Here is a 12,892-nt window from a genome sequence, read left to right on the forward strand (position 1 = left end):
GGCGGTTGCGCGACGGACCGGTGTCGCGTCGTCGGTGGTTCGCCGGAGGTGACCGGCCGGGAGGCGCGGCGTGCGTCGACGACGCAACGCCGTGCCTCCCGGCCGGTCGCGTCGGGTCAGGACCCGGCGTTCTCCAGTGCCACCAGCGTACGCCGTCGCTCCGCCTGTTCCGCCGGGTCCGGCACGGGCAGCGACGCGAGCAGCCGCTGCGTGTAGGGGTGCCGCGGCGCACCGAGGACCTCGGCGGTGGTGCCCGTCTCCACCAGGTCGCCGCGGTACAGCACCGCGATGCGGTCCGACAGTGCGCCGACGACCGCGAGGTCGTGGCTGATGAACAGCGACGCGAACCCGAGGTCCTGCTGCAGCTCGAGGAAGAGCTCCAGCACGCGGGCCTGCACCGACACGTCGAGCGCGCTCGTCGGTTCGTCCGCGATGAGCAGCTTCGGCCGGAGTGCGATCGAACGCGCGAGCGAGGCGCGCTGCCGCTGGCCACCGGACAGCTCGTGCGGGTACCGGTCGCCGTAGGACGCCGGGAGCTGCACCATCTCGAGCAACTCGCCGACGCGCTTGCGGGCGGCTCGAGGGTTCCGCACCTCGCCGTGCACGACGAGCGGCTCGGCGACGCACTCGGCGATCGTGAGCAGCGGGTTGAACGAGGTCGCCGGGTCCTGGAACACGAACCCGATGTCCTTGCGGTGCCGCTTGAAGTCCCGCTCGCGGTACCCGAGCATCTCGGTGCCGAGGACCTCGAGCGACCCGCCGGTGACGCGGGTGAGCCCCGCGATGGCCCGACCGATCGTCGTCTTGCCGGAGCCCGACTCCCCCACCAGCCCGAGCACCTCGCCGGGACGGACGTCGAGGTCGACGCCCTTCACGGCCCTGAAGGCGGGCGAACCGAGGCGGCCCGGGTACTCGATCTCGAGCCCCTTCGCGCTGACGAGGGGCTCGACGTCGGTCGCGATCACCGCTCGGCGGGCCGTCCCGGTCGAGGCCTCCAGCCGGGGCACGGCGGCGAGCAGGCGCTTCGTGTAGTCGGCCTGCGGGTCCGCGAAGAGCTGCGCGACCGGTGCCTCCTCCACGACCTCGCCCTGGTACATGACGGCGACCCGGTCGGCCAGGTCGGCGACCACGCCCATGTTGTGCGTGATGATGACGATGGCGGCGCCGAACTCGTCGCGGCAGCGCCGGAGCAGGTCGAGGATCTCGGCCTGCACGGTGACGTCGAGCGCGGTGGTCGGCTCGTCGGCGATGATCACGCTCGGCTCGAGGGCCAGTGCACTCGCGATGACAACGCGCTGCTTCTGCCCGCCGGAGAACTGGTGCGGGTAGTGGTCGACCCGCGTCTCCGGGTCGGGGATGCCGACGCGTCGCAGGTAGTCGATCGCCTTCGCGCGGGCGTCCTTCTTCGAGACGCCGCCGTGCGCCCGGAGGCCCTCGGCGATCTGCCACCCCACCGTGAAGACCGGGTTGAGCGCGGTCGACGGCTCCTGGAAGACCATCGCACCGGCCGTGCCGCGGAGTTCGCGGAGCTTGGCCGACCCGACGCTGACCACGTCGGTGCCGTCGAGGTACACCGCACCACCGAGCGTCGCCGTCTCGGGCATCAGCCGCAGCATGCTGCGGGCCGTGACCGACTTGCCGGAGCCGGACTCGCCGACCAGCGCGAGGACCTCGCCCGGACGGACGTCGAGACTGACGCCCTTGACCGCGTCGACGGCACCGCCGTCGGTCGCGAAGGTGACGGTCAGGTCGTCGACGACCGCGACCGGTCGGTCCTGCTGGTCGTTCGCTGCGTCGGTCATGCCGTCGCCCCTTCCGTGCTGGCGGCCTGCTTCCGCGAGACCAGCTGCTTCAGCCTCCTCCGGGCGCGCAGGCGCGGGTCCGAGATGTCGTTGAGGCTCTCGCCGATGAAGGTCACGCCGAGCACGAGCACGACGATCGCGACGCCGGGGAACACACCGGTCCACCAGACGCCCGACGCGACGTCCGACAGCGCGCGGCTGAGGTCGTAGCCCCACTCCGCGCCGCTGGTCGGGCCGATGCCGAACCCGAGGAAGCCGAGGCCGGCCAGGGTGAGGATCGCGTCGGAGGCGTTCAGCGTCAGGATGAGCGGCAGGCTCCTGGTGCTGTTGCGCAGCACGTGGCGGGTCATGATGCGCCACGGGTTCGTGCCGATGACCCGCGCGGACTCGACGAACGCCTCGTTCTTCAGGCGCACCGCCTCGGCACGCACGACCCGGAAGTACTGCGGGACGTAGACGACGGTGATCGAGATCGCCGCCGCGACGATGCCGCCCGTGTAGCTCGAGTTGCCGCCGGAGATGACGATCGACACGACGATGGCGAGCAGCAGCGAGGGGAACGCGTAGATCGCGTCGGCGACGACGACGAGGACCCGGTCGAGCCAGCCGCCGACGTACCCCGACACCATGCCGAGGATGACCCCGATCGTGATCGACACGACGACCGCGACGATGACGACGAGCACCGCGGTGCGCGCGCCGAAGACGACGCGGCTGAACACGTCGAAGCCACCGACCGTGGTGCCCCAGACGTGCTCGGCGCTCGGCGGGGCGGTGCGCGGGAAGCCCTGGCCGTCGGCGCCCTGCAGCTGACCGAAGCCGTACGGGGCGATGAGCGGCGCGGCGAGGGCGACGATCAGGTACAGGGCGCAGATGACCACGCCGGTGATGAGCATGGCGCGCTGCCAGCCGGTGCTCCTGCGGAGCTGGACCACCACGGGCAGCCGCTTCCAGAGCGGCTCGTGGCGGTCGACGAGCGAGGTGTCGGCCATCGCTAGAACCTCACTCTCGGGTCGATCAGCGCCGCGACGACGTCGACGACGAAGTTCGTCACGGCGACGATCACGGCGAGCATCGCGACGATGCCCTGGACCGCGACGAAGTCGCGGGCCGACAGGTACTGGTTGAGCTGGAAACCGAGCCCGCGCCAGCCGAACGTGGTCTCGGTGAGCACCGACCCACCGAGCAGCATGGCGATCTGCAGACCCATCACGGTGATGATCGGGACCAGCGCCGGACGGAAGGCGTGCGTCCGGACGAGCCGGGCCTCCCGGACGCCGCGCGAGCGGGCCGCGTCGACGTACTCGGATCCGAGCGAGCCGATCATGTTGGCACGGACCAGACGCAGGAAGATGCCGGCGGTGAGCAGGCCGAGCGTCAGCGCGGGCAGGACGGCGTGCGACAGTACGTCGCCGATCACCTGCGCGTTGCCGGTGCGGAGTGCGTCGATGAGGTAGATGCCGGTGGCACCCGGGATGTTGTCGAGGATGAGCGACACCCGGGTGGAGGCGCGGTCACCGAGCGGCAGCCAGCCGAGCCAGACGGAGAAGACGAGCTTGAGGAGCAGACCGCCGAAGAACACCGGCGTCGCGTACGTCAGGATCGCGAGCGCTCGGAACAGCACGTCCGGCCACTTGTCGCGGACGTACGCCGCGAGCATGCCGAGCGGGATGCCGAGGACGAGGGCGACGATGAGCGCGTAGAAGACCAGCTCCGCGGTCGCGCCGCCGTACGTGACGATGACCTCGGTGATCGGACGGTTGTCGGTCGACGTCGTGCCGAAGTCCCCGCGCACGATGCCGCCGAGGTACTCGAGGTACTGGACGATGACCGGCCGGTCGTAGCCGGCGGCGTGCAGACGTTCCTGGAGCTGCGAGGGCGTCAGACGGCCACCGACCGAGGCGGTGATCGGGTTCCCGATGACGCGCATCAGGAAGAAGACGAGCGTCACCAGGATGAACACCGTCGGGAAGATGAGGAGGAAGCGGACCAGGATGTACCGACCGAGCCCGCCGCCCTGCCCACGGGCACGTCGCTGTGCCTGGGGCTTGGTGGGGTCGGTGGCCAGCTCCGGTGTCGCCTCGGGGGTGCTGAGGGTCACGGGGACGGGTGCCTTTCGGTGCCGTTCGGGACGTGGCCACGGGGGCGCTCCTCGTGGGAACGCCCCCGTGGGCCGACGCCGGTCTTACTTGGAGAGGGTGGCGTAGCGGAACTTGTACGAGGAGTCGAGGGTCAGGCCCTTGACGTCCTTGCCCGCGACCGCCACGGACTTGCCCTGCAGGAGCGGCAGCGTCGAGATCTGCGTGGCCTCGCGCTCCTGCGCCTGCTCGATGAGCTGCGCGCGCTTGTCCTTGTCGGACTCCTGCTGCTCCTCGGAGATCAGCTTCTGGATCTCCGGGTCGTCGTAGTGGTTCTGCACGAAGTTGTCCTTCGTGAAGAACGGCGACAGGTAGTTGTCGGCGTCCGAGAAGTCCGGGAACCACCCGAGCTGGTACACCGGGTAGGAGTCCTTCGTCCGCTCCTGCGCGTAGGTCGTGTAGACCGTCGACTGGATCTTCACGGAGAACAGGCCCGAGTTCTCGAGCTGCGTCTTGAGCTCGGCGTACTCGTCGTCCGACGTCGAACCGTAGTGGTCGGGCGCGTACTGGATGTCGAGCTGCACCTTGCCGGTGACACCGGCCTTCGACAGCGTCTCCTTCGCCTTGTCGACGTCGGGGCCGCCCTTGCCGTTGCCGTAGAGCTCCTCGAACGGCTTCGCGGCACCGGTCAGGCCGTCCGGCACCATCGAGTAGACCGGCGAGTACGTGTTGTTGTAGACGTCCTTCGCGATCTTCTCGCGGTCGACGACGTCGGCCACGGCCTGGCGCACGGCGAGGGCCTTCGCCTCGTCCGCGTCGGACTGGCTCGCGCCGAACGGCTGCGTGTTGAAGTTGAAGACCAGGTAGCGGATCTCGCCACCGGGGCCGTCGGTGACCTTGACGGAGTCGTCCTTGCGCAGGTCGGCGATGTCGGTCGGCGTCAGCGAGCGGTACGCCACGTCGACGTCGCCCTTCTGCACGGCGAGCTTCAGGTCGGTCTCCTTGGTGTAGTAGCTGGCGGTGACCTCCTTGGTCTTCGCCTTGCCGAGGAGCCCGTCGTACTCGGGGTTCGCCGAGTACTGGATGGTGTCGTTCTCCTTGTACGAGGTGATCTCGTACTGCCCGGCGAACGCCTTGCCCTTGACGATGTCCGCCGCCGGGGTGAGCTCGTCCGCCGAGAAGACCTGCTCGTCGACGATCGGGCCTGCGGGGCTCGAGAGCACCTGCGGCCAGGTCTGGTCGGCGTGGTCGAGGTTGAAGACGACCGTGGTGTCGTCCGGGGTCTCGATGCTCTTGAGGTTGGCGAGCAGCGACTGCGGACCGTTCTCGTTGTTGATCTTCAGCTCGCGCTCGAACGAGAACTTGACGTCACTCGAGGTGAGGTCGTTGCCGTTCGCGAACTTCAGCCCGCTCTTGAGCTTCACCGTGTAGGTCGTGTCGTTCGTGAACTCGCCGCTCTCGGCGATGTCCGGCTTGACGTCGGGGCTGCCGACGGGGGTGTTCATCAGGAACGGGAACACCTGGTTCTGCACGGCGAAGGAGCCGTTGTCGTAGGACCCGGCCGGATCGAGGGACGTGACCTTGTCCGTCGTGCCGATGCTCAGGCCGTTGAGGTCGGTGTCGGAGACGCTGCTGCTCGCGCAGCCCGTCAGCACCAGCGCCGTCGCTGCTGCCCCGGCGCCGAGCGCGATGCCGCGCCTGCCCCACTTGGATACGGATGCCATGTCCGCTCTCTCTCTCGGTGATGGTTCGCAAGGGGTCCCGCGGAGGGCGGTGGATCGACTGTGAGGCCCGCCGGGAACGCTCATTGGTACCACCCTGACACGGAAGTCCACGATTCGAGGGACATTTGTTTACACCCTTGTAATGCACGACCGCGTCGCGTGGCGCATGATGCACGCGTCACGGAGCGGCGTGTCGCGCACGAAAGTTGCGTGGTGCAACGGGGGGGCCGGAGGTCGGGCCGCTGCCTGCCACCGGGCGGGCGGGCGGCTGCCTGCGGCCGGCTGTCCGCTGCCCGCTGCCGGCTGCCCGCTGCCCGCTGCCCGCTGCCGAGCGGGCGAGATCCGTCACGCTCGCCCTCCCCGGCCGACAAATACCGCCCACCCGACGTCACGCGCGCGGCACGTCCTGCCCGCTCTGCGCCGGTCGGTGGTGCTCGCCTCCTGGTGGCACGACTTGCCGCTCAGTTCGGGCCGCGGCGGCGGGTCGTGCGACCAGGACGACCGCACACGGCACGTCGTGCGACCGGAACGGCCAGTGCGAGTGGCCGGGCCACGGCGGGACACCGAGCGGGCGGAGTACGTCACCCTCGGCGTCTCCGGGCACCGATCCCCACCCGCTCGACGTCATCCACGCGGCGATACCTGCCCGCTGCGGCGGCGGCGACGGCGGCGGCGGCGACGGCGACGGCGGATGGTGCTCGCGCCCTGGTCGCGTGACCTGCCGCTCAGTTCGGGTCGCGGCGGCGAGTCCTGCGACCAGATCGACCGCACGCGGCAGGTCGCGCGACCCTGGGGTCCAGCACGAGTGGCCGCGTGACCCTGGGGTCCAGCACGAGTGGTCGCGCGACCCTGGGGTCCAGCACGAGTCGCCGCGCGACCGTGCGGGCCAGCACGAGTGGTCGCGCGACCGAGCGGGCCAGCACGAGTGGCCGGGCGACGACGCGCTGCCGCCCCTCGCGGGACGGCTCAGCCCTGCGCTGCCGCCTCGGCGTCGGCGCGGAGGCGCATCCGCTGCGCGTCGATGTCGACGAGCTGGCGCTGGATCTCGGCGCGCCGGTCGGACTGCTCGTGCGGGTCGGCCCGCTGCAACTGCCCGAGCAGCGAGGCCTTGCGGGCGAGCAGGTCCCGCTCGACCAGGGCCACGACGATGCTCCGGGCGTAGAGCGCCAGGTCCTCGTCGGTGCGAGCCGGGATCGGCGCGAGTGCGAGCTCCTGCACGAGACCGCGGAACGGCGCCGGCACGTCCTGCAGCAACCGGTCGAGCCAGTCCCCCGCACCGATCGAGTCGACGTTGGCGACCACGGCGTCCCGCACGACCGACAGCATCGGCGCCGAGAACGTCGCGCCGGCCGCGAGCCAGATGAGCGGTGCGCCCACGTACCCGGGCTGCTGCACCATCGCCATCACGGCGTCGCGCTCCATCCGGGTGATCGGGTCGTTCGGCAGCAGCCGCAGACCGGCCACGGGCTCCTCGGGCGGGGCGACCAGCTCGCCACCGGGACCGGCCTGACCGACCGGCACCGGGCCTCCCGTCCGGTCGGTGCGCGCTGCGGACGCGCGCTGACGCGCCGAGTCGACCGCCCGCCGGACGTCCGGGATGTCCATGCCGAGCCACCCGGCGAGTTCGCGGACGTACCCCTGCGTGAGGGAGCGGTCGCGGATCCCGGCGAGGACCGGCGCGGCGGCCCGCAGTGCGCTGACCCGCCCCTCGACGGTCTCGAGGTCGTGGCCGTCGAGCGTCCGACGGATCATGAACTCGAACATCGGGCGCTTCGCGCTGACGAGCCGGCGGATCGCGTCGTCGCCTCGCGCGAGTCGGAGGTCGCACGGGTCGAGCCCGCCGGGAGCCACCGCGACGTAGGTCTGCGCGGCGAAGCGCTGCTCCTCGGCGAACGCCCGCGAGGCGGCACGCTGCCCGGCCTCGTCGGGGTCGAACGTGAAGACCACCTCGCCGTTGGCGTTCGGGTCGGCACCGCTGACGTCGCCGAGCATCGGCCGGAGGACCTTGATGTGGTCGACACCGAACGAGGTGCCGCACGTCGCGACAGCGGTCGTCACACCGGCGAGGTGGCACGCCATGACGTCGGTGTAGCCCTCGACGATCACGACCTGCTTGCCCTTGGAGATGTCCTTCCGGGCGAGGTCGAGCCCGTAGAGGACCTGGCTCTTGTGGTAGATCGGCGTCTCGGGGGTGTTGAGGTACTTCGGGCCCTTGTCGTCGTCGAGCAGCCGACGCGCGCCGAAGCCGATCGTCGCACCGGTCACGTCACGGATCGGCCACACGAGGCGTCCGCGGAACCGGTCGTACGGCGAGCGGTCACCCTGTCCGGCGAGTCCCGCCGCGAGGATCTCGTCCATCGAGAACCCACGGCCCCGCAGGTGCTCACGCGTGGCGTCGTACGACTGCGGCGCGAAGCCCACGCCGAAGTGCTGCGCTGCCGCGGGGTCGAAGCCGCGCTCCCCGAGGAAGCGTCGCGCGGGCTCGGCAGCCGCCGAGGTGAGCTGCGACTGGTAGAACTCGAGCGCTGCCTCGTTCGCGGCGATCAGCCGCGCGCGCTGGTTGTAGTCGGTGCGCGGGCCGTCGCCCTCTTCGTAGTGGAGCGTGAAGCCGATCTTCGCGGCCATGCGCTCGACCGCTTCCTGGAACGTCGTGTGGTCCATCTTGATGATGAACTCGAAGACGTCGCCGTCCTCGCCGCACCCGAAGCAGTGGTACCGGCCGACCTGCGGCCGCACGTGGAACGACGGGGAGCGCTCGTCGTGGAACGGGCAGAGCCCCTTCAGCGAGCCGACGCCCGCCGACTTCAGCGTGACGTGGTCGCCGACGACGTCGGCGATGTTGACACGCGAGCGGACCTCGTCGATGTCGTTCCGCGCGATCCTGCCAGCCACCCCTCGATCCTAGTTCGTGCGGCCGGTGCCGGAGGACGGTCCGTGTCCGCCTGTGGAGAGCACGACGGCCGGGAGGCGCGGTGCACGATCAGCACGCGCCCCACCTCGGTCGGCGCGCACGTCGACACGCGCGGCGGCCGGGCAGGAGCCACTCCGGTCCCACCGAGACGGCGCCGTCCGCCCGGGACGGTGTTGGGTCGACGAACCGGACCCAGATCCGACGGCGTCTCGCCCTCACGGCGGCGTCCCACAAGGCGGCGTTCCGAACGCCGGCGTCCCACACGGCGGCGTCCCACACGCCGGCGTCCCACACGCCGGCGTCTCGCACGCCGGCGTCAGACCGCGATGTGCGTCGTCTCCCGGTCCCCCACCACGAGTCGCTTGTGCCACGCCAGCGCCCCCTGGTCCGTCAGGCTCGCGACCTGGTCGACCACGGCCCGCAGCCGCCCGGCGTCGTCGGACGCCGAACGCCAGTCCGCCGCGAAGCCCGGCTCGAGGTCCGCACTGCCCGTCGCCGCCAGGGCGTCGAGCAGCTCGGTGAGCACGCGACGCTGGTCCTCGTACACGGGCTGCCGGTCGCCGTGGGTCATGACGAACGCCGCGACGATGCCCTTGAGCACCGCGATCTCGCCGATGATCTCCGGCGGGGTGACGACCGAGGCCGCGAACCGCACGAGGGACCCGGACGCGTAGGACTCGCGAGTCGCCGCCGTCGCCGTCCGCGCGAACCGTCCGATGAGCTGCGAGGTGAGGTTCTTGAGCCGCGCCATGTCCCGCCGCGACCCGTCGTACGACGTCATCCACAGCGGCAGCGACCGGAGTCGGTCGAAGGCCTCGAGCAGTTCGTCACGACTGAGGTCCGACCCGACCCAGGCGTGCATCGCGGTGACGATGTCGTTCTCGCCGACCCGGTCGCCCAGGGCCGCGACGTCGATGAAGCCCGCGACGACGGCGTCCTCGAAGTCGTGCACCGAGTAGGCGATGTCGTCGGACAGGTCCATGACCTGCGCCTCGATGCACCGCTGCCGACGCGGAGCACCGCGCCGGAGCCACGCGAAGGCGTCGTGGTCGTCGTCGTAGAACCCGAACTTGGTGCGCCCCGACGATGCCTCGGCGACGCCCTGCGCCGCCGGCCACGGGTACTTGCAGCTCGCGTCGAGCGAGGCCCGGGTCAGGTTGAGCCCGTACGGGCGCTCGTCGTCGGGTCCGTCGCCGTAGACCTTCGGCTCGAGGCGGGTCAGCAGCCGCAGCGTCTGGGCGTTGCCCTCGAAGCCGCCGATGTCCGCCGCCCAGGCGTTCACGGCGGTCTCGCCGTTGTGCCCGAACGGCGGGTGCCCGATGTCGTGCGCCAGGCACGCGGTGTCGACGACGTCGGGGTCGAGCCCGAGGGAGTCGGCGAGCTCGCGCCCGACCTGCGCGACCTCGAGCGAGTGCGTCAGGCGGTTGCGGGCGAAGTCGAGTCCGGTGGTCGGGCTGAGCACCTGGGTCTTCGCGGCGAGGCGTCGGAGCGCGCTCGAGTGCAGCAGGCGGGCGCGGTCCCGGGCGAAGTCGGAGCGACGGTTGCCGTGGGTCTCGGGCAGCCAGCGTTCCGCGTCGGCCGGCCCGTACGAGGCGGTGGCGCTCATCCGCCGCTGTGGTGCAGCTCGGCGGCGGCGAGGACCTTGCGGAACTCGGCGTCCACGTCGCGCGACTCGAGCCAGCGGTCCGGCAGCGCCGTGCGCTTCGGGTGCCCGGCGCGGCCTCGCGGGCCCTCGACGTCCGCACCGGGGTACGGCGCCGACCAGTCGAGCTGCCCGAGCAGGTCGTCGATCTCCTGCAGGCTCGAGGCCATGGAGAGCGCCGAGCGGACGTCGCCGCCGATCGGGTACCCCTTGAAGTACCAGGAGACGTGCTTCCGGGCGTCGCGGCACCCGTGGTCCTCGGACCCGAAGAACTCGACGAGCAGCTCGGTGTGTCGACGGAAGGCGGTCGCGACGTCGCCGAGCGAGGGCATCGCGCGCACGTCCTCACCGCGGAACGCCGCCGCCAGGTCGCCGAACAGCCACGGCCGACCCAGGCATCCGCGGCCGACCACGACACCGTCGCAGCCGGTCTCGTCGACCATGCGCAGGGCGTCGGCGGCGGACCAGATGTCGCCGTTGCCGAGCACCGGGATGTCGGTGATCGTCTCCTTCAACGTGGCGATCGCGGACCAGTCCGCCTGCCCCGAGTAGTGCTCGTTCGCGGTGCGGGCGTGCAGCGAGATCGCGGCGACACCGGCGTCGCGGGCGATGCGTGCCGCGTCGAGGTAGGTCAGGTGGTCGGCGTCGATGCCCTTGCGCATCTTCACCGTGACCGGGACGTCGCCGGCGGCCTTGACCGTCTTCTCGACGAGGTCCTTGAAGAGGTCGGTCTTCCACGGCAGGGCCGCTCCCCCGCCCTTCCGCGTGACCTTCGGCACCGGACACCCGAAGTTGAGGTCGATGTGGTCGGCGCGGTCCTCGCCCACCAGGATCGTCGCCGCCTCGGCCACGGTGTTCGGCTCGACGCCGTACAGCTGGATGGACCGCGGCGTCTCCGACTCGTGGTGCTGGATGAGCTGCATCGACACCGGAGTCCGTTCGACCAGCGCCCGCGAGGTGATCATCTCGCAGACGTACAGTCCGGCGCCGTACTCGCGGCAGAGCCGGCGGTAGGCCATGTTCGTGATGCCCGCCATCGGCGCGAGCACGACCGGCGCCTCGACCTCGATGGGGCCGATGCGCAGGGGCTTCGCCGTGCGGGGCGCCGTGGTGGGCGCGTCGGTGATCGTCATACGTGCTCCATTCTCCCACGCGTGTCCGCGCCGGTAGCGTTCTCCACATGACCGACTCCGCGATCGCCCGGTTCGACGCCGACGCCGCCGCCCGAGGGCTCGCGGTGGACGTCGTCCAGCGCCCCGCCGCCGACTCCCTCGAGGGTGCCGCCGCCCTGCTCGGCATCGACCCGGGCGACATCGTGAAGACGCTCGTCGTCAAGCGTCACGACGGTGGCTTCCTGCTCGCGCTGGTGCCGGGCGGCCGCAGCATCGCCTGGAAGAAGCTCCGCACCGTCGTCGGCGTCAACAAGCTGTCGATGCCCGACGCAGCCACCGCGCTCGAGGCCTCGGGCTACGAGCGCGGCACGATCACGCCGATCGGCGCGAGCGGCGACCTGCCGGTGTACGCCGACGAACGCGTCCTCGGCCGCCGCATCGCGCTCGGTGCCGGTCGCCACGGCGCGAGTGCCTTCGTCGACGGCGACGCGCTCGTCGCCGCCTACGACGCGACCGTCGCCGACATCACCGACGAGGAGCCCGTCCGCTAGCGGACGGCTCAGTCGGGGACCTCGGTCCAGTCGCCCTCGGCACCGGGGACGAAGCAACTGTCACCCTCGCAGACCGGCGCACCGCCGGGCGTGACGAGCGTGAGCAGGGCGGGTCGCGCCTCCCGGTCGTCGGCCTGGAGGCCCGGCTCGACCGGGCCGGTCGTCGTCACGCCGGTCACCGGGTCGCCTCCGCGTCCGCGGTCGCGTCGTCCGCGGCACGCTGCTGCTGCGCCGCGAGCTCCTCGGGCGTCACGTCGCGGAGCGCGACGACCTGGCGGAGCACCTGCTCGAACGCCGCCGGGTCCTGTGCGCCGGAGACGCCGTACTTGCCGTCGATGACGAAGAACGGGACGCCGTTGATCCCGAACGCCTGCGCCTGGGCCTGGTCGGCCCGGACGGCGGCGAGCTGGGCGTCGTCGCGCAGGGTCGCCAGGACCTCGTCGCGGTCCAGACCGATCGAGGCGCCGAGGTCGGCCAGGGACTCGTCCTGTCCGACGTGCTCGCCGCGCTCGAAGTACGCGGTGAAGAGGCGCTCGACCATCTCGAGCTGCTTGCCGTGCTGCTTCGCCAGGTGGATGACCTGGTGCGCCTTGACGGTGTTCGTGTGGCGCAGTGCGTCGTAGTCGTAGTGCAGCCCGACGGACGAGGCGATGCCGGCGACCTGGTCGATCATCTGCTGTGCCTGCTGCACCGGCAGGCCCTTGTGCTGCGAGAGGAACTCGGCCTCGGTGCCCTCGAAGTCGACCGGGGTGTCCGGGCTCAGCTCGAAGGAGTGGTACTCGACCTCGACCGGCTGGGCCTCGGGCGAGGAGGCGAACGCGGCGACGCCGGCCTCGAACTTCCGCTTGCCGATGTAGCACCAGGGGCATGCGATGTCCGACCAGACATCGACCTTCACAGACTCGTTCACACGAGGTGCAAGCCCGGCCCCTGCCCGCGCATTCCCGCGGTCACGACCCGCTCCTCGCGCGCCGTGTCTCGTGCGCCGTGCACAACGAGAGGCACCCCGAACAACGCAATTCCGTGGTTCGGGGTGCTTTCGGTTGTGCAGCGGCAGCTCGCACCGGCGATC

The 12,892-nt window shown here is 71.1% G+C and carries 10 protein-coding genes; 1 reads left to right on the top strand and 9 read right to left on the bottom strand.

The genetic code is table 11. The features are described 5' to 3' along the window. Positions 1-116: 116 nt before the first annotated feature. From JOD95_RS03210 to dusB, 7 genes are all read right to left on the bottom strand, one after another. Positions 117-1,802, bottom strand: a complete 1,686-nt coding sequence (locus JOD95_RS03210) for an ABC transporter ATP-binding protein (RefSeq protein WP_209682994.1) — start codon at positions 1,800-1,802, stop codon at positions 117-119. After that, positions 1,799-2,794, bottom strand: coding sequence for an ABC transporter permease (locus JOD95_RS03215; RefSeq protein ID WP_066653922.1), 996 nt, complete (start codon positions 2,792-2,794; stop codon positions 1,799-1,801). The genes JOD95_RS03210 and JOD95_RS03215 overlap by 4 nt, the downstream gene beginning before the upstream one ends. 2 nt (positions 2,795-2,796) lie before the next feature. After that, positions 2,797-3,903 (bottom strand): ABC transporter permease, encoded by a 1,107-nt coding sequence (locus tag JOD95_RS03220; RefSeq protein WP_209682997.1) that lies wholly within the window; start codon positions 3,901-3,903, stop codon positions 2,797-2,799. 84 nt (positions 3,904-3,987) lie between these two features. Then, entirely contained in the window at positions 3,988-5,604 is a 1,617-nt protein-coding gene (locus tag JOD95_RS03225) for an ABC transporter substrate-binding protein (protein WP_066653919.1), read from the bottom strand. 966 nt (positions 5,605-6,570) lie between these two features. Further along, positions 6,571-8,496, bottom strand: coding sequence for a DNA primase (gene dnaG / locus JOD95_RS03230; protein ID WP_209683000.1), 1,926 nt, complete (start codon positions 8,494-8,496; stop codon positions 6,571-6,573). A gap of 335 nt (positions 8,497-8,831) precedes the next feature. Next, complete coding sequence (locus JOD95_RS03235) at positions 8,832-10,121, bottom strand: deoxyguanosinetriphosphate triphosphohydrolase (RefSeq protein WP_066653914.1); 1,290 nt, start codon at positions 10,119-10,121, stop codon at positions 8,832-8,834. Then, a complete protein-coding gene (gene dusB / locus JOD95_RS03240) occupies positions 10,118-11,290 on the bottom strand; it encodes a tRNA dihydrouridine synthase DusB (protein WP_066653911.1) in 1,173 nt (390 codons plus the stop codon). The genes JOD95_RS03235 and dusB overlap by 4 nt, the downstream gene beginning before the upstream one ends. 47 nt (positions 11,291-11,337) lie before the next feature. On the opposite strand from dusB, the gene JOD95_RS03245 reads away from it, so the two are divergent. Then, a complete protein-coding gene (locus tag JOD95_RS03245) occupies positions 11,338-11,820 on the top strand; it encodes an aminoacyl-tRNA deacylase (protein ID WP_209683002.1) in 483 nt (160 codons plus the stop codon). An 8-nt stretch (positions 11,821-11,828) separates the two neighbouring features. Here the strand turns inward: JOD95_RS03245 and JOD95_RS03250 are convergent, their stop codons facing one another. Together JOD95_RS03250 and JOD95_RS03255 are read right to left on the bottom strand one after the other, a co-directional pair. Further along, the gene (locus JOD95_RS03250) at positions 11,829-11,999 is read right to left on the bottom strand and encodes a hypothetical protein (RefSeq protein ID WP_158407743.1); all 171 of its coding nucleotides are present in this window, start codon (positions 11,997-11,999) and stop codon (positions 11,829-11,831) included. Then, positions 11,996-12,730 (bottom strand): DsbA family protein, encoded by a 735-nt coding sequence (locus JOD95_RS03255; RefSeq protein ID WP_066653907.1) that lies wholly within the window; start codon positions 12,728-12,730, stop codon positions 11,996-11,998. Before JOD95_RS03255 ends, JOD95_RS03250 begins: the two co-directional genes overlap by 4 nt. Positions 12,731-12,892 lie beyond the last annotated feature (162 nt).

This window comes from Curtobacterium sp. 1310, from assembly GCF_017834105.1.
Classification (GTDB): domain Bacteria; phylum Actinomycetota; class Actinomycetes; order Actinomycetales; family Microbacteriaceae; genus Curtobacterium.